Annotated in this window: 19 protein-coding genes and 1 other RNA gene; 6 read left to right on the top strand and 14 right to left on the bottom strand. The window is 54.4% G+C overall.

All coding sequences use genetic code 11. The features are described 5' to 3' along the window. Positions 1 to 2: 2 nt before the first annotated feature. Entirely contained in the window at positions 3 to 1,628 is a 1,626-nt protein-coding gene (locus ACO06L_RS10850) for a sodium-dependent transporter (protein ID WP_202348470.1), read from the bottom strand. Between the two features lie 200 nt (positions 1,629 to 1,828). Here ACO06L_RS10850 and smpB point away from each other — a divergent pair, with 200 nt between their 5' ends. The 4 genes from smpB (at position 1,829) to ACO06L_RS10870 (ending at position 5,314) form a co-directional block, all read left to right on the top strand. Then, entirely contained in the window at positions 1,829 to 2,308 is a 480-nt protein-coding gene (gene smpB, locus ACO06L_RS10855) for an SsrA-binding protein SmpB (protein ID WP_064229984.1), read from the top strand. Between the two features lie 140 nt (positions 2,309 to 2,448). Continuing rightward, positions 2,449 to 3,867: a WS/DGAT/MGAT family O-acyltransferase gene (locus tag ACO06L_RS10860; RefSeq protein WP_202348469.1), complete on the top strand. Its 1,419-nt coding sequence runs from the start codon at positions 2,449 to 2,451 to the stop codon at positions 3,865 to 3,867. A 90-nt stretch (positions 3,868 to 3,957) separates the two neighbouring features. Further along, positions 3,958 to 4,322, top strand: a transfer-messenger RNA (tmRNA) gene (ssrA, locus tag ACO06L_RS10865). A 116-nt stretch (positions 4,323 to 4,438) separates the two neighbouring features. Next, a complete protein-coding gene (locus ACO06L_RS10870; protein ID WP_202348468.1) occupies positions 4,439 to 5,314 on the top strand; it encodes a hypothetical protein in 876 nt (291 codons plus the stop codon). Here ACO06L_RS10870 and ACO06L_RS10875 read toward each other — a convergent pair. The 12 genes from ACO06L_RS10875 to ACO06L_RS10930 all read right to left on the bottom strand — a co-directional run bounded on the left by ACO06L_RS10875 (position 5,311) and on the right by ACO06L_RS10930 (position 13,305). Then, positions 5,311 to 6,297, bottom strand: coding sequence for a phage integrase (locus ACO06L_RS10875; RefSeq protein ID WP_202348467.1), 987 nt, complete (start codon positions 6,295 to 6,297; stop codon positions 5,311 to 5,313). The genes ACO06L_RS10870 and ACO06L_RS10875 overlap by 4 nt on opposite strands. Then, positions 6,294 to 7,559: a hypothetical protein gene (locus tag ACO06L_RS10880; RefSeq protein ID WP_336144620.1), complete on the bottom strand. Its 1,266-nt coding sequence runs from the start codon at positions 7,557 to 7,559 to the stop codon at positions 6,294 to 6,296. The genes ACO06L_RS10875 and ACO06L_RS10880 overlap by 4 nt, the downstream gene beginning before the upstream one ends. 130 nt (positions 7,560 to 7,689) lie before the next feature. Then, the gene (locus tag ACO06L_RS10885) at positions 7,690 to 8,910 is read right to left on the bottom strand and encodes a zonular occludens toxin family protein (RefSeq protein ID WP_421845678.1); all 1,221 of its coding nucleotides are present in this window, start codon (positions 8,908 to 8,910) and stop codon (positions 7,690 to 7,692) included. Between the two features lie 11 nt (positions 8,911 to 8,921). After that, positions 8,922 to 9,242: a DUF2523 family protein gene (locus tag ACO06L_RS10890; RefSeq protein ID WP_202348829.1), complete on the bottom strand. Its 321-nt coding sequence runs from the start codon at positions 9,240 to 9,242 to the stop codon at positions 8,922 to 8,924. Positions 9,243 to 9,246: 4 nt separating this feature from the next. Continuing rightward, positions 9,247 to 10,665 carry a hypothetical protein gene (locus ACO06L_RS10895; RefSeq protein WP_202348828.1) on the bottom strand — a complete coding sequence of 473 codons (1,419 nt, stop codon included), beginning with the start codon at positions 10,663 to 10,665 and terminating at the stop codon, positions 9,247 to 9,249. 131 nt (positions 10,666 to 10,796) lie between these two features. Further along, positions 10,797 to 11,066, bottom strand: a complete 270-nt coding sequence (locus ACO06L_RS10900) for a hypothetical protein (RefSeq protein ID WP_421845652.1) — start codon at positions 11,064 to 11,066, stop codon at positions 10,797 to 10,799. Between the two features lie 21 nt (positions 11,067 to 11,087). Next, a complete protein-coding gene (locus ACO06L_RS10905) occupies positions 11,088 to 11,342 on the bottom strand; it encodes a hypothetical protein (RefSeq protein ID WP_421845680.1) in 255 nt (84 codons plus the stop codon). A 23-nt stretch (positions 11,343 to 11,365) separates the two neighbouring features. Beyond that, positions 11,366 to 11,662 (bottom strand): hypothetical protein, encoded by a 297-nt coding sequence (locus ACO06L_RS10910; protein WP_014578317.1) that lies wholly within the window; start codon positions 11,660 to 11,662, stop codon positions 11,366 to 11,368. 377 nt (positions 11,663 to 12,039) lie between these two features. Then, positions 12,040 to 12,306, bottom strand: a complete 267-nt coding sequence (locus ACO06L_RS10915) for a hypothetical protein (protein WP_336144444.1) — start codon at positions 12,304 to 12,306, stop codon at positions 12,040 to 12,042. Further along, entirely contained in the window at positions 12,303 to 12,830 is a 528-nt protein-coding gene (locus ACO06L_RS10920; RefSeq protein ID WP_202348241.1) for a hypothetical protein, read from the bottom strand. The genes ACO06L_RS10915 and ACO06L_RS10920 overlap by 4 nt, the downstream gene beginning before the upstream one ends. Continuing rightward, positions 12,827 to 13,105 (bottom strand): hypothetical protein, encoded by a 279-nt coding sequence (locus tag ACO06L_RS10925; RefSeq protein ID WP_202348240.1) that lies wholly within the window; start codon positions 13,103 to 13,105, stop codon positions 12,827 to 12,829. Before ACO06L_RS10925 ends, ACO06L_RS10920 begins: the two co-directional genes overlap by 4 nt. After that, positions 13,102 to 13,305 carry a hypothetical protein gene (locus ACO06L_RS10930; protein ID WP_041646358.1) on the bottom strand — a complete coding sequence of 68 codons (204 nt, stop codon included), beginning with the start codon at positions 13,303 to 13,305 and terminating at the stop codon, positions 13,102 to 13,104. Before ACO06L_RS10930 ends, ACO06L_RS10925 begins: the two co-directional genes overlap by 4 nt. Before the next feature lie 163 nt (positions 13,306 to 13,468). On the opposite strand from ACO06L_RS10930, the gene ACO06L_RS10935 reads away from it, so the two are divergent. After that, on the top strand, positions 13,469 to 14,128 hold the full coding sequence (locus tag ACO06L_RS10935) for an XRE family transcriptional regulator (RefSeq protein WP_202348239.1): 660 nt from the start codon (positions 13,469 to 13,471) through the stop codon (positions 14,126 to 14,128). Continuing rightward, positions 14,129 to 15,142, top strand: a complete 1,014-nt coding sequence (locus ACO06L_RS10940; protein ID WP_421845682.1) for a hypothetical protein — start codon at positions 14,129 to 14,131, stop codon at positions 15,140 to 15,142. A gap of 171 nt (positions 15,143 to 15,313) precedes the next feature. Here the strand turns inward: ACO06L_RS10940 and ACO06L_RS10945 are convergent, their stop codons facing one another. Further along, complete coding sequence (locus ACO06L_RS10945; protein WP_202348237.1) at positions 15,314 to 15,853, bottom strand: DUF2335 domain-containing protein; 540 nt, start codon at positions 15,851 to 15,853, stop codon at positions 15,314 to 15,316. Positions 15,854 to 17,127: the final 1,274 nt, after the last annotated feature.

The following is a 17,127-nucleotide window of genomic DNA, read 5'->3' on the forward strand; positions in this document are numbered from 1 at the left end:
AATCACACGCTATGATAAAGGATATCGTCCTGTTTTGGGGCTTTTTCGCCTGACTTACCATCGCCACCCTCTTCCCCCTGCGATTTCTGGTCCGCCGCAGGCGCTGTCTCGTCGCCCCCTGGCGTTTCTTCATCGGATTCTGCGCCTGTCGTGGCAAACGGCCGTTCTTTCGGTGGCGCCTCACCATTCTCAGAAATCATGGCGGCAGGCTGCTCACACCAGGCCGCAGCATTGCCGTTGCTGCAAAGGTTTACCAGTGAAAAGGCCGTGTATTGCACCCCTATCCAGGCGACAACAAGGGGCAGGACCAGGCGCATCACCCAGAACCAGATACCGGCGAACAGCCTTGGCGCAGCGCCCAGCATGGTACCGGAAAGATGCCTGGTCAGGCACCAGCCCGTAAACAGCGCGATCAGGATGGCCACAAGGGGAATCAGCAGGCCGCCGGTAACCAGCTCCAGCCAGCGAAACAGGGTAGCACCGCCAACCCGCTGTTCGGCCCATACATTAAATGACAGCAGAGAGGCGAGACCCGCTAGCCATACCGCCAGGCCAATGAGCAGCACCGACAGACTTCTGGGCGCGCCGGTCCACTCCCGGAACCAGCCAACAATCGGCTCGAGCAGGTTCAGCGACGTGGTCCAGACAATCAGCACCACCAACAAAAATACGGCCGCAATCACAAACTGGCTTGCTGGCAACTGGGCCAGTGTTACCGGCATGGAGACGAACAGCAGGCTGAAGCCCCGCTCACCGTCAAAGCTGTTGCCGTCGGTCGCCATCGCGAAAATCATCAGGCCCGCGAGGATGGCAACCAGGGTATCCATCAGCACCACCGCCAGAATCGAGCGCTTCAGACGGGTGTGGGGCGTGGTGTAGGAACCCAGTATGGCCCAGACGCCCATCCCCAGACCGAGCGTGAAGAAAGCATGAAACAGGGCCGCCTTCAGACTCTCCCAGGAAAGATCCTCCGGATGCATCGCCAGAATATGGTTAATGGCGCCATCGATCCGCCCGTGCCAGGCGGCCAGGGCAAATAGCACAAGCATCAGCACCAGGGCGCCCGGTACCACCACCCGCAGGGCCCGTTCCAGCCCCTTCACAACACCCTGGGCCGAGACCCACAACACCAGCAGCAGAAAAAAGACATGCCAACCCATGAAAACCCGGTATTCCCTGGGGTCTGACACCAGGCCCGCCAGAATGCCGGTTGCCTCGGACTCGCCAGCACCGGAAAACCGGCCAAGCGCCCCGAAAAACACGTAGGCCAGGGCGATAGCACCGAACACTGCAGTGAATGAGAGCACCAGAAAGGCTGCCAGTATGCTGAGCCGGCCAACCGCCATCCAGGCGCGGGACTGCTTGGCACTCCGGATCAGCCCGTCCATGGCCAGGACAATTCCGTGGCGGGCATAGCGACCTATGGCCGCTTCGGTCACCATCAGCGGCAGAGTAACCAGCAGCAGGCAGGCAAGATAAAGCAGGATGAACAGGCCACCACCATGCAGACTGGCCAGATAAGGGAACTGCCACAGGTTGGCAAGACCCACGGTAGCGCCCACCGCGGCCCAGAAGAAGGTTGATTTTCGGGTAAAGGACCCGATATGTGTCTGATACGGCGTAGGCATTCGCGTCCCTGAGGCCACTGAACAGGTCGGGGAGAAGGTCTGGGCCAGTATTGTAGCTGAAGGATCCCCCCGCGCACGAACCAGAAGCCGCCACAACGCTGATTTCGTGACCGGTCTGGCACTGTTGGGCTACAATGCGCCTTTTTCCGGCTGCAGCAAGGCCGGTCCGTTCATTCGTCCGACCCCGGATTCATTGATTCATGAGCAAGAAAAAACCCGGAACGCCGAGCAACACCATTGCGCTGAACAAGAAGGCGAAGCACGAGTACCACATTGAGGAACGCTTTGAAGCGGGTCTCGCCCTGCTGGGCTGGGAAGTGAAATCCCTCCGTGCGGGCAAGGCCCAGCTGGTGGACGCCTATGTTCTGCTCAAGGACGGCGAAGCCTGGTTGCTCGGCTCTCACATCACCCCACTGATTGCGGCATCCACCCACGTGATCGCAGACCCGACGCGCACCCGCAAGCTCCTGCTCCACGCCAAAGAGATTGCCAAGATCGTTGGCAAGGTGAACCAGGCCGGTTACACCTGCATTCCGCTGGCGCTGTACTGGAAAAACAACAAGGTGAAGTGCGAAATCGCCTTGGTGAAAGGCAAGAAGCTGTTCGACAAGCGCGCCACCGAGAAAGAGCGCGACTGGAACCGCCAGAAGCAGCGCATCCTGCGCGAAGCCAACGTTTGATCCTACCCGCCAGGAATTAACAAATACCTGACGCCGGTCATGGCCGGCGTCGACGGGTATGTCGCATACTCACTCTCTTTGTTCAGAATTCCAACAGGCCTATACTCGGGAATTCCGGTGCAGGGCAAAGGGAGCCGCTTATGTCACCCAAACAGATACCTATGTCCGCCGTAGACCGCGCGTGGCTGCGCATGGATTCGCCCCAGAACCCCATGATGATCTGTGGGGTGTGGACGCTGGAAAAACCGGTTTCGATGAGCCGCCTCAGGCACACCCTTGAGGAGCGGTTTCTCTGCTTCGACCGGTTCCGGCAACGGGTCATAGACACCGGAGACCGCGCCTACTGGCAGGACGATCCCCTGTTCGACCTGGACAATCACCTGCACCGCATCGCCCTTCCAGGCAAGGCCGACAAGGCGGAACTCCAGAAGCTGGTCAGTGACATGAACAGCACCTCGCTGGATTTCCGGCAGCCGCTCTGGCAAATGCATTACATCGACAATTACGGCGACGGTGGGGCTCTGCTGATCCGCATTCACCATTGCATTGCCGATGGCATTTCGCTGGTGCGCGTGATGCTGTCACTCACCGATAGAACGCCGGAACCCAGGCTGGGCAAAGTGGCTCGCAAGCGTCGCTCCAAACCCCGCCAGAGATCTGCAGTCCAGAACTTCCTGCACCGTGCCGTAGACAGCGCGCAAACGGCTACCAACCAGGCAAGACTGTTCATTCAGTCTGTTCGTGACGAGCCCAACTACCCCCTGAAACTGGCTTCCACCGCCAGCGGCGTAGCCTTCGATCTGCTCAAGCTCGGCCTGGCCCCCGTAGAGCCCAAAACCGGATTGAAGGAACCGCTATCCGGACGCAAGCAGGTGGCCTGGGCGGATCCTCTCGATCTTGCCGAAGTGAAAGCCTGTGCCAAGGCCCTGGGCGGCACCATCAACGATGCCCTGCTCTGCACGGTCACCGGGGCCCTACAGCGGCATTTTGCAGCCCATAAAGAGACGATTCCCGAGTGCGGAATTCGCGTGGCCGTGCCGTTCAACCTGCGTCCGCTGGATCAGCCCATAGAAACCCTCGGCAACAAGTTCGGCCTGGTACTGGTCACACTGCCGGTGGAAGTCATGGACCCACTGATGTGCTTCCGGCAGGTGCAGGAGAACATGAACCGCCTCAAGCAGTCCTATCAGGCCCAGGTTACCTACAGCCTGCTTGATATCTTCGGCCGGGGCCCCGATGTTATTGAACGGCGGGCGCTGGATCTGCTCAGCAACAAGGCCTCCGCCGTGCTGACCAACGTGCCCGGCCCGAAAGAGCCACTCTACCTGGCGGGCAGCAAGCTGACCCAGCCCATGTTCTGGGTGCCCCAGAGCGGCACGATTGGCATCGGCATGAGCATTCTGAGTTACGCTGGCACCGTGCAATTTGGCATTACCGTGGACAAGGCCATTCACGCCGACCCGGATGCCGTGATGGGCTACTTCCGGGAAAGCTTCGAGGCCCTGAGCCACGCGGCTCTGGCAGGCCGGCACGATGCCATTGAACGCAAGGCCAGCTAGGGCTGTAGGTACATCTACAGCCCTGTAAGCACAAAACTGCAACAAACAAACCTTGAAGTCCGGCAAACCGGACACATATACTGAAGGTAAGGGGACGACATGGCTTCGACGCTGGTGGCGAACCCTTGAGTGCATGTCGAGATGGCAGCCAATCTCGTTAATCCAAAGCTGCAACGCAATAGTCGCAAACGACGAAAACTACGCACTAGCAGCGTAAGCTGCTAGTCGTCCTGACCGGGTCGCCCGTAGCCCGGAAGCAACATCTCAGGACGTCATCGCTTACGGGATGCTCCGTTACCCAGAGTTCACTGGTTAACGGCTAAGATTTAAAGAACTCGGTTCTTGCACCCTGGCTCTCGGGTCGCTTGAACTTAAATCAATAGAGAGACGCTAAACATGTAGACCTCAAGGCTGAGTACTGGCGGACGCGGGTTCAATTCCCGCCGTCTCCACCAAACAACCAAGAGAAAGCCCCTGATTTCAGGGGCTTTTTTCGTTTCTAGGCTTAATAAATTCCCGTAGGTGTCAACGAAACGTCAACGCACCTGTAAATACAAAAGGACTTGTAGGTATGGACTCATCCCAAAGCTTTATCTTGGAACTATTCTCCTTAATCCCTGGTGAAGTTTGGGGCGCCATAATAGCTCTGACTACTGTCTGGATCTCATCAAGAAATGAAAAGACGCGGCTAATTACGCAACTACAAGCCCAAGCCGAAGAATCAGAAAAACAGAGGAAATCGGACCTCAGAAGAGAGGTATACCTGGAAGCTGCAGAATCTCTCAATAGACTCAATTCTCACCTCGCAAACCTTCCGAATCTTGACCCATCAAGCGAAGAAGCTACGTCTCCGAATGACATGCTACGCTTCACAGGTCTCTCGGCAAAAGTACAGCTGATTGGGGAGCCTGAGACATCGAAGTTAGCGTCGAGAGTAGCAACACAGTATGGAAGTTTGTTTCTCCAGGCGCTCCAGCAATTGCTTCCCCTCCACGAAACAGTCCAAGAGAAGGAGATAGCTGAGGAGGCTTATGCCAGTGTAGGTGATACCATGGAAAAAACGATGGCCCAAATAGACGCCCTCACCAGATCCGGCCAGCAAAGTTATTCAGTATTCGAGCCCCTAACCAATGATATTAATGCGCTAGTAAAACGAAGCGATGAACTGAAAGAACAGATTCATAAATTGGGCAACCAGAAAATCCGCTATCAGCAAGATTATATGCGCTGGTTGCTAACACGATTAAAAGAACTCTCCGAACCTACCATTGAACTTTCTTTGGCCTTAAGAAAAGAACTGGATATTCAAGGTGATATTAAAGAATTCAGGGAGACTGCGAAGCGGAATCACGAAGAAATACAAACAGAACTCGAGAGCCTAATAGCTTTAATAAGTGATCGCCTCGAACAAAGCCAACCCTTGAGCGAACCTGATAAATCAAACTAAAGCCGTGGTGCAAAATCCACAACGGTCTTTAAATGATCTGGAGACAAATGCGCGTAACGCATTGTCATCGAAATACTCGAATGGCCTAGAACCCGCTTTAGAGTCAGTATGTCCCCGCCATTCATCATAAAATGGCTCGCAAAAGTGTGGCGCAAGATATGTGCACACTGTCCTTGGGGTAATTGAACACCTGAGCGATCCACAGCACGTCTAAATGCTGAAATAGTGGATGTGCCGAAACTACCATGTTTTTCCAAATGCTTTTTGACAGTCATGTAGAGATCCTTTGAAATCGGCACAGACCTCTTCTTACCTGATTTAGTTTGGTCGTAAGTCACCCGGTAGGGCTTAAGGCGGTCAAGGGTAAGCCCCTCCGCTTCAGACCACCTGGCGCCAGTCTCCAGCGAGAGACGAGCAACCAGTAAAGCGTGGGGATTTGTAGTTTTCTCACTCAGCTCTGCAAAAATGGTTCGAATTTGACCATCATCTAAATAGCCCATTTCTCGTTCTTGGATCTTGATGGGCCGGATCTTTCCGAACGGATTCGGGTAACTGATTTCACCGGTTCGGTGAAGCTCGTTAAACACCGCACTAAGATAGCCGAGATCGTTATTGCACGTTTTCGGTGAGATCCCGTCTTCAATTCGCAGGGCACGATAGATCAGGTAGTCATTGGCCGTCAGTTTTTCTGCTGTCGGGTTTCCAAAAGATTCCGCAATCCGCTTGAGGTGACGATAGCGGCGCTCCCCATCCCTCAGGTATTTGCCGTGTGCCAGATACCAGGTTTCCAGGATTTCTAGGAGTTTGCGCCGATCTTTTTTCAGCTGGGGAATACTCGATCCGGAGTCGTGCTGACTCATTGCCCAACGCTCAAACCGTTGCGCTTCTGCTTTGGAGTCGAAGGATTTCCTGACGCGCTTCTGCCCTCTTCCACCCGGCTGGATATCAACCTGCCATCGTCCCGACGGTAGTTTCCTGATCATGCGGCTACCTTTGTGAGTAGTCGTCGTTTTATAAGGCCATCCTGGACGAGCTGGAACAGTTCGTTTTCATAGATCTCCCGTCGCCGGTAGTAGGCGCACAGATCCTCCCAGAGACCGGATTTCTTGAGGCAATCCCAAGCCTGACGTGGGTTAAAGCGGTTGCGTGCATAAATGGACAAGAGATTGCCAAAGGCCAGGGAGACGTTCTTTTCGTTGCCGCAACCGGGTTCCTTTTTTGCGCGTTTGTACATGAGATCCGGGGCGCTGTAGCCAAAGCCGATATCCTCCCGGAGTTTGGTCCAGATGGGATGTACCCATTCCCGTTTGACCTCGTAGCGGTTGCTCTGGAGGGCGTACTGCCAGAGGCCGGTCAGGTGCGGTACCGCGTCCATGTAGGTATAGATGGGCTTCATGTTGGGCGTGCCCTGGGAGATCTCGTTCACGATCCGGTGATGGAAACGGATTTCCAGGCGCCAAACCGGCTTGTCAGGGTCATAGCAGGTGTCCGGGAAGCACTCTTCGTTGCTGGCGCATTCCCAAATAGATTCCATAAAGGCGCGTTTGTCGGAGACGTCGATTTCCTTGGATTTGTCGTAGAGGCACACCTGCAGGCTGTTTGCCTTGCCGAAGGTGTAAGTCTCTCCTCTCCCGTTCACCGTTGAGCCTTCCAGGCCCTGGAAGTGGAAGTCGCTCATACCGTTGTGGACGCTGATGGTTCGTGCCCTGGTGACGAAGTGCTGGGCAAAGTCCTGCGGAGGTTCCCAGCCCTGGAAGTCCACGGCCAGGTGAAGGGCGATGCCGACTGGTTTAATGTTGGTGAGGAAGTGCATGCCCCACTCGGCCAGTTCGTCGTGGATCTGTTGGCTGGAGCGTTCATAGAGCCATCGGGGCGAGGTTTCGATTTTGACGTGCGTACCCAGGGTGTCGGCTTCGGCGTAGAAGTTCTGCAGCAGGATGGTCAGGCCGTATTCCCGGTTTTGCAGGATGTACTTGAAACCACCGCGTCTGCCGGATTGAAGCCGGAACGGGATCTTCTTGATGGTGAGGGTGGCGTCGTAGCCGGATTCGTATTCGGTGGCGATGTCGGCCAGGATTTCGGGCTTCAGGCGTCCCTGGAAGAGTTGCCGGACCGTATCGGTGCCGGTCCAGAGGACGTTAACATTGTTCAGGTTCACCTGCTGACCTTCGGGACCGATGAACAGGTCCCCTTTTCCGATTTCGCCGGTGGTGGTGTCGATGCGTTCAAAGTCTTTGATTTTCATCTGTGGCTCACTGTGGTTCTAAGTGGTTAAAAATCGACTACCGTCGTTTTCTATGAGACGTGTTACAGGGACGTCTCCGGGCTTCGCCCGCTCCCTGCCGCTCCTCGCCATCGTCGCGGCCGTCCGCGGGCTACGCCTCTTCTTTGACTTTCTGAAGTGGGTTGATGGCCTCCAGGGGCGAGGTGTCCGGCTCGATGTTGGGTCTGGGTTCGGGTGCCTGGATGCGGATTCGCTGGCAGTAGATGTCCTGGACCTTTTGGCCCTCCCACCAGAGCTGGGCATGGCAGGGGCGCAGATAGAGGATGCGGTAGCCGAAATGGAACAGGTCTTTTTGAGTTATTGAGAAGTCACCCTGGCGATCCTGGCCATGGAACAGGTAGGCGCGGTTGAAGTTGCCCGCAATTCTCAGGGCGGCATCCTGGAAGGGGTGTTTCTGTTGGTTGTTCGCTAGGCCACTGCTGTTCTCAGTACCAGCTTGAGAATCGCGGACATTACGACCATCAGACAGAGCATTAGGGCCAGCCGCATCGATACTCTGAATATTCGCCGGATCACCCGCATCGAAAGTTCTTTCCCTTTCGAAGATGCCGACCGCCAGATAGGCAAACACCAATAGAGAAATGACTGACAACGAAAGATAGCCCACAACGCGTTTATCTTTAAAAACGCTCTGGGGGCCTTGATTGGACTGATGGTCGCCGGTCTTTGTGCTCTGGTAGGTGGCGAAGATCGTCGGGTCCGATTTGTATTCTTTCGGGACTCCGTATGCATGGCTTTTGGCTTTACCATTGTTCTCTGGGTCATGTTCTACTTCCCTCCATTTGCCCTTTTTCCAGGGCAGCAATTCGCCCATGGAGTAATGACGGAAGGCCACCTGGGCGGCCTGTCGGATGTCCATGTGGACCTTGGATATGTTCGGGGTGCACAGGAACACGTCCCAGTTGTAGTGCCGGTGCATGTCGTAGGCTTCGAACATGTCGGCGGGGCGTTCGTCCTGTTTGGCCTGGTCAGCGCCGCCGGGGTAATCGAGGTTCTCCGGTTTGAAGTCTTTGCGTTTGGCCGGGTAAATAGCCTGGGCTTCGTCGATGATGACCATGGCGCCTTGTGGGGCCCAGTGGAACCAACGGGCCATGTAAGCCTTCTCTTCCCTGCCCTCGGTGTTGACGTTGAGAATGGCGGCTTCTTCGGGGAGGATCTCGTTTAAGGCTTCCTCGACTTTTTCCAGGGAGTCGAAGCCCCTTATGTTGGTGACGACGGTTCGCCCTTCTTTAAGGGCGGGGATGGCGTGTCGTTGGAGGACGCCGAAGGATTTGTAAGAGCCTGGATGACCGTGGTGGATAACGATGCTCATTTCTTCCCTCCTTAACCGATAACGTCCATGACGTAGCGGGTGACTCTGGCGTTGATGATCATGTTGAAGGCCTCCGGGAGCTTGAGGTACGTGGCGACGCCCAACACCTGGGAATCGAGCTGGCCCCAGTAGGTTTCGATGGTGTCGGAGACGTTGAGCTGACTGAGGACTTCCTGGGCGACTTCCCAGCTGTAACCAATGAAGGCGATCTTGGCTTTGGTGGCCGATATGACGATCCAGGCACCGGCCTTGACCATCCAGTCATCGATCAGGGCCGGGATGCTGTTGAAGAACTGCCAGATGGCGTCGAAGAAGTTGGCAATGAATTCCATGGTGTTACCCCTTTCCAGCGAAGAGAATGCCGGCGCTGATGAACGCGGCGCAGAACAGGACGATGGCCCCGAGGATGTCGAGGCCGGCTAAGAATCGGTTGAGGGAGAAGTTCACGTCGACGCCCATGATGGTTTTGGTGTTGTCGTCAACGGAGCCGCCGCCGCTCAGGTTGGTACTGAACATGGTTTGGACTTCCCCTTTGATTTCGTTGATCTTGGCCTGGTAGTCGGCCATGACCTGGTCGTAGTCTTCGGTGGGGTCGGTCAGTTCGGTGTCGATGGGGTCACCGCTCCAGGTGACGGGCTCTTCCTGCTCTCCGTCGCCTTCTCCGTCTCCTGATCCGTCGCCACCGGATCCGTTGCCGCCACCCCCGCCGGGGATGTTGCCGATGGCGTCGGTGATGGCGCTGGTGCCGTCTTTGATGTTCTTGCCGATGCCCTTGAGGGTCTCGTTGATGGCGTCGGTGTTGGTGTTGCCTTCGATCTGGTTCTTGATGATTTCCTGGATCTGTTTGGCCATGCCGTTGGTGTCGGCTTCTCCGTCTCCGTCGCTGTCCCCATTGGGGGTGTCTTCGTCGCCTTCTTCGGGGTTCAGGCCTTCGCAGGCAAAGCCGCCGTCGGTGATGATGAGGGCGCCTTCAAAGCCATTGGGACAAACCGGAGGGTTGCTGTCGTTGCTGATGCATTGGCCGGACCAGGAGCCTTCGGCGTTTTCCCGGAAGGCGTAGGTTTCGTTGTCCTGGCACTGGTTGTCGCCGCTGCAGACGTTCCGGCGGTTGCGGCCCCAGCCGATGGTGCCTTCGTAGTCGGGGGAGGTTTCGTCACATTCGTTTTCGGGCTCTGAGAGGCACTGGTTGTCTAGGTGGCCGCTGGGGCATTCGGTGACGCAGTGTTGGCTGCGCGGGTCGTACATGTGGCCGTTTTCCTGGCATTCTTCGGGCTGTTGCTCGGGGATCTGACAGTCAAAGGGGGCAACGCCGGGAGCTTCGCCACTGGAGACCCAACCACTGGCGCAGGAGCAGTCTTCTTCGTTGGTGGAGCCGACGTTGCCGGTGATGGGGTCGGGTTCGTGAGTGAGTGCGGCGCAGGAGGTTTCTTGAGCAACGACACGGGCGCCGCCTCGCCAGACATAATAGGTGACACCGCCACTTTCAAAACGCACTTCTTTGGGATCGCTGTAGGACTGAATGACGCATTGCTTGCCCGGGTGTTGTGCCTGGCAACTCGGGAGGTAATCGGCGGCCTGTTCGGCAATGGTGTCTCCGGGGGACGGATCGCAACCACCGGAGGAGGTGCAGTTTTTACTGGCTGTTTTGGACCAGTGGACGACGGCACCGTCGAGAAGCGGAGGAAATCCGGCGGAGACAGGCAAGGCAAGAATGCAGAGCCAAAGGATGAGGCTGTATTGAATGAGTGTGCGCATTGACGGTTCCTTTGGCTGGCCTTGAACTGAAAAGGGCCGGTTGTCCGGCCCTCTGGGTTTGCGTTAGTTGCCGTTGTATCCGAGGGCAAACATCGAGGCCCAGAGGGCCCCGATTAGTACACCGGTGAACATTACCGGCGCAGGATGCTGACGATCATGCCCAGACCGGTCACGATGGCGACCAGGGCAATCACGCCAGTCACGGCGGTGGTGACGTTGGTGGAACCGTCGGTGAAGGCGTCGTTGATCGCGGTGCTGTGATCAACGGCTGCAGCGGTACCGGCCACGAGGCCAGCGGAGACTGCAACGCCCAGTTTGGCGGCACGGCGGCCCCAGCGAGCGCGGGCCATGGCCCAGGTTTTACCGTTGTTTTGCTTTTCCATTTCGATGAGTTGAGACATAACGTTTTCTCCGAGTGTGGTTTAAGTGACCTTTCGCATGACCTGGACAACCCGGCTTAGTCCGATTCCGATGGCCCAGAAGACCAGGGCCGAACCCATAACCAAGCCGATCATTTCAGGATCGGGCGAAAGGTATTCAGCAAACACCGTTTCGATGTCTTGTTGCTGAATCTCTTGAACCGTCCAGGTTCCGCCGTTGCAGGCCATGACCGCGTTGCCGTTGATGGATTCGCTGGTCAGGGTGCCGGTGCATTGGTAGTTCTGGACGGTTGCCATTCTTTAGTTCCTGGTAATGGGTATCAGGCGGTTTTCTTGATGGGTTCCTGGGGCTTGAGCTCCAGGGCCTTGAAGGTGATCTTGCCGCCCTGCCCGGCTTTCATCTGGGCTTTCACGGTGAACATGCTTGGCAGGTTGCCGGCGTGGTTGCGCAGCTGGTCGATGTGTTTCCAGTCGCAGGCGATTTTCATGACTTCGTTACCAACGCGGTTATCGTCGTCGGCTTCTGCCGGGGAGTAGGCCCACAGGGAACCGCCCCGGTTGCCGTCGATGTCGTAGCGGGTGGCGCCGATGATCATGAGGTTCAGGTAGTTTTCCATTGCGTGTGTCCTCTGGTTTCGTTGGGTGTTGCTGTTGCTGGTTGTCCGGCTGGGCCGGGGTTGAATATTCAACTTTGGTTTTCGTTACGGCCTTTCCTGGTGCTGATGGTGGAAAGGGTTTGAATTGGGTTTTGCGACCCCTTTGGGGCGGGCTCTACTCGCTCTGCTCCTGGCCACTAAGGTGGCCACCCTTACGGGTAACGATCCCTGTCGCCTGCCGCGCTCCGCTTGCCTCCTGTGCTCATGGTTCGGAATCAAGGGGCGGCCGTCCTCCCCCGACATCCTCACCACTCCGGATGCGCACTGTGGACCAGCCAGAGCCCGCCACAAGGCCAGGGGGCCTGCGGCCCTGGCGCTGCGCGCCAGCCTTGTAACGGTCACTGTCCGGCCCCCTTTTCGTGCGCGAGTGGTGACGATGACGGGGGCGGACTCGAAGGCTTTTCAGGGGGTTGGTCCTGAGTGCCAAAGGTCGGGCAGCCAGCCTCCAGCCAGGCGGTCAGGACGGAACCGCCGAGGGTCCAGAGGTCGGTGCCTCTCTGGATGGCTTCCTGCTGGAGTTGCAGGTAGATGGAGGACGGGGTGCAGACGTAGAAACGACGGTCTTTGTCTTCCACCTGGTCTTTTCGTGGTGGGATATGGCTCATGGTTGCGTCTCCGTGACGTTGGGAAGATCCAGGTGGCCGCAGTCCCAGGCGTCCCGCAGTTGTATGAGGCGGTCAAAGGCCGGGCTGTGATGGCCGCTGGATTCCAGTTCGTGGATCAGGGCGTCGGTGAAGGCCGCTTTGCAGCGGGCCATGTAGTCGCACGGGTAGTCGGTGCGCACTTCCTGCAGGTGGCTTAACTGGTGTAGGAGATTGTCAAAAAGGCCTTCCAGAGCCTGGGCAGTGAGCGCAGAGGACGGACGAGGGCCCTGGAAGGCAAAACGGCTCTGGCGCAGTTGTTTGGCCAGAATGGCGGAACTGAGGTGGCCATTGAGTTTGTGCGCCAACGCCTGGTTGTGCAGGCTGCCGAGGATGAACAGGCGGGACGCAGATTTAATGGCGGCGTCTACGTCGTCGTTCTGCAACGCCGTCAGGCCGGTTTTGAAAACGTTGACCGGTTCTGAGTTGGGGCGTTGGAACGCAACAGTGGCGGCTTTTCGGACGGCGTCCAAGCGACGGTGTTTCATGCTGCGGCCCTCAGTGCAGTGCAGGCCTGCCCTACTGCCCAGGCGTTGAAGTCGCGGGTGTCGTCCTGGAGGAAGAACTCGGCCCAGGTGATGGTGAGGTTGAGACCGAACCAGTAGAGGTCGGAATCGACACCCATATAGGAAGACACCATCTGGTGGACCTGGCTGATGCGCTGGGCGGCTTCTTCGTAGTTGCCGTCCTGATGGGCTTCACAGGCTTGCTGGAAGCGCAGGCGCATGATGGTTTTCTTTTGGTTGCGAACGTCCGGTGTCATTGCCAATCCTCCTGGTCCAGGGCCTGCTGAGAGAGGGCCGCGATGTTGACCATGCGCACCCGGCCGATTTTGAGTGAAGGCAGATGTCCCTTTTCGATCTGGCCCCTGACCTGCCCTTCCGTTAAGCCCGTGAGTTGGGCGTAGCGATCCTGAGTCATGACGGGGGTTGCGATCAGAATGATTTGCTTTTGCTCGTCCACTGTTTTGCACTCTGCTACACTGATTTGCACGTTTATACGCTCACATGTAAGCGTTTAATTGCTTTATGAGCAAAATATAGCTCGCTACAGCGGCTCAGTCAACGTTATTTTGCTTGCGGTGCGCACTTGTTTGTTATTTTTGGTAATTTCTAGGCGGCTAGACATGAGCTCTGAACAGAACATTGACGAGACAGGCTTCTCGGAGAGGTTAAAAACGCTGATAGGGACTCAGTCGGCACGCAGCTTTGCACAGAAGGCAGGTATGGGGGACAGCACTCTGAGGGCAATACTAAATGGCGCTATGCCTAGACTAGACAATTTATTGCGCATTGCTGAGGCGGCGGAAGTTTCCGTTGAGTGGCTGGCAACGGGAAAAGAGGCGAAGAAGTCAGACTCTCAATTTGAAGAGGAATTCGCCTTAATACCTGGATACAACGTCCAAGTGGCAGCTGGCCATGGATCTATTGCAGGAGATGAAGCTCCAACAAGAGAGCTTGCATTTAGAAGAAAGTGGCTACGATTTCGGGGGTTCAATGAAAATGACTTGGCTCTCGTATTTGCAAAAGGCGACTCAATGGAGCCCACTATCTCGGACAACGAAACGGTGATGGTGGACACCAGCGAGAAGAAACTCCGAGACGGACATATCTATGTCATTAGAAATGGTGACCACCTTCTCGTCAAACGAATTCAGACCCTATGGAATGACGGTGTACAGTTACTGAGCGACAACAAGGAATATCCACCACAGGAAATATCTCTGCCAGATCTACAAAACTTGGAAGTTATAGGGAAAGTCGTTTGGGTAGGGAAGGACTTATAAATGTCTATCAAATATACAGTTAAAAACACTAAAGAGTTACACGAAATACTTACCGAATTGATTCGAAGGCTAACGGATCTTCAAGAAGCAACAAAGGGAACCAAAATTGTTCCTGCACTACTAAACACATCCCAAAAAAGCTGTACTCAACTATTAAATACGCTTAAAACGGATCTTCCCGGATCAATATTTATTGAAGAATACAAACACTTAAATTCGACGATAAACCGAGCCAGAGAGGAAATCATAAGAATAGGCTCAGAAAAAGATCGAATTGAGATAGACACCATTCTTTCCTTGGTTAACAAACTCGGAAACACAAATCTGTTATCGAGTAAAGAGCAAGATGAGGACACAATCAGAGAATATAGAGTTTCTGAAATGTCCAAAGCCATAGAAAGACTAGAGCATAAATTAAAGAACACTCAAGACATTTTACAGTCAATTCAAAGCGAGTCCGAACACAAGCTAGAAAAGGCTGAGATTTTTCTTACTGAAACACGCGACCGGCTAGCTCAGAAAGAGGAACAAGTAAACCAGATCATCGGCAGAACAACTGAGAAAGCAATCGCTGGAAACTATGAAACAACGGCTCGAAACGAAGCCGAAACTGCCGACAAAATGCGACAAGGTTCTTTGGCTTTTATGACAGTGATGGTTCTTGTCACTGCATTTACCTATTACCAATCGCTGTCTTCCAATATTGACATCGCTTCATCTCTATTTAAGATGTCAATAGTACTTATTCTATCGATACCAGCCGGATATCTGGCGAGAGAATCGGCAAAACATCGAAACCAACAACACAAATATGAGCAAATGGCATTGCACTTAAAAGCGGCTTCTCCATATGTCGAGAACCTTCCCGAAGATATAAAAAATGAAATCAAAATAAATCTTGCAGATCAGATCTTTTCCCAGAACCCTAAAAGCACTCAAACCGAAGAAAGCTTGAAACCAGGAATTGAACTAATAGTTAAGAAGGTTCTGGAACGATTAGAAAAAGAAAAATGACAATGCAAGTCAGCCCATAAATGGAAAGGCACGGCAATGAAACAGCCTGAAAACAGGACAGGGTTCCTGTCTGGCGGCATCAGGCAAAAAGCATTGATATCTGAAAAGGTCTAAAAGCGTATTTAGTGGAGCAAACTAAACCAACAAGAAGGGGGAGGCATCGAAGCACTACTAGGCGCTTTCATCCTCTTCATCATCTTGAGATGAATCCGCCCTGGTTCTACCGAGAACGAAAACACTTACGAGGGCAACGAGATCTAATACACCGATTACTCCTGCGACGCCTGGATAGCCAGCAAGGACCATGAGCAAAGCCGTTACGAAGCCGGCGATACCAATCGTTAGCCCGAAACGTTGACCACGCGCATCTCTCGCTATATCGCCATCTAGAGCCTTTTCATCCATTCGGTGACGGTGATCTTGCTCTTTCTCAGCAAGAGACATGATCCTGTCTGCACCGTTTGGAATGATTTCATTGTATTTACCCAGTTCAGCTGACGGCGGGAGAGGACCGCTGAACATTGCAGACTGCAGAAGTAGATCAGGGTCCCGCCTTTCAGATTTTTCAAGATAACGGGCATGATCGGGATCACCGGGATCGGTCAACTTCTGACCCCGAAAGCTAACCTCAGTAGGCTCAGACGACACTCTTCCCAGTTGCTCCTGCGTTTCCTGAGTGGTTAGTCTCTGTGTTTGACGGGTAAAGTCCATGTTCTAGGTCGTACCTCTTCCTTGCGCGACGAAGATTTTGTCCGACCTGAACCCAATCCGAGTAGAGTCTTTGGGCGTCGGTCATGGACATATCCAAACTTTCCGAATAACTCTTGGCCGGGTAAACGTTCAATGCAGAGCCAATAGCGGTCCTAAAACCATACTTCCTATATTTTTTAATCATCCTAGACATTTCTTGCCTCCTCGAGGCTTAACTGAAAGCAAAAAAACACTTCAGTCGACACAATCAAAATAGAATACTAGCAGGACTTTAGCCACTGTAAATTACGGAATTCACACATTTTTAGATGATTCTACACATTTACTGCGCGGGCATAGCAGGATATCCAAAAATGCAATTTTTGAGCCAAACCTTCCTATTTCGTTTAACGTGAGGGAGTAACCTTTCATCACTCTACCAATATAGCACTGTATGGATCAGCAAGATGAACAAAGACAAACCTAAAACGCTTCCACAAAGACTATCAAATTTAACTATCTAACAATGAAAAAGCAGGACTCTCCCTGGGGCCACACCACTATGCAGGTGTCGCGCTTGCCTAAGGCATCCTTGCCGGCGGTGAACCCTAGTTCTCCTAACCAAATGGCTCGGGAGCTATTTTGAAGGTCTCAGACAAGAGAACCAGAGTACAATTCCCAAGGCTGCGTAAGAGATTACCTACACGATCACTGACCTAAGAGGCACTTGCGGGAATACTCAAGGCTGACTTCCCTTCTCTCCCTTCTCCAACGAGCTACGTAATAGCCACTCCCACCGCGCCTAAGCAGTGAATCGTAATGGTCTATCTCCTCGCTCAACCCTTGGCAGTATTTCTCATGCTTGGCTTTCTGTTTAGCCTTGCGTTGTTCTTCAAGCTGCCGATCCCTTCGTTCCTGCCACTCTTGGTTACTTGGCTTCGAAGATAGCGATGAAGAGGAAGCCAGGTTCACTACGTTGCTGCTGTCTCGGCCAGAAAAGCGCTCATAGCGAGAACATGCGGCGTCCCGGTATTGCTTGCTCTGAGAGCTGCCATCTTTTCGATACTCAGCATTCCAGAAACGGCACATTTCCAGACTAGACCGAATAGCAGATAAATTTCGCTTCCGCTCTTGGGAAGGCTGGGAGGCCCTGTTCGAGGAAGATTTCTGGGGAGTTGAAGTCGTGGAACCTGGCCTAACCGTCATAGGCTTCATATCGGACAGTCTTTTCTGTGTGAAACTGTCCTGAGAAGCCTGCTCTTGGGCGTTGCTTCCAGGAGATCCGAGCACAGGGA

Source organism: Marinobacter sp. (assembly GCF_965229985.1).
Taxonomy (GTDB): Bacteria; Pseudomonadota; Gammaproteobacteria; order Pseudomonadales; family Oleiphilaceae; genus Marinobacter.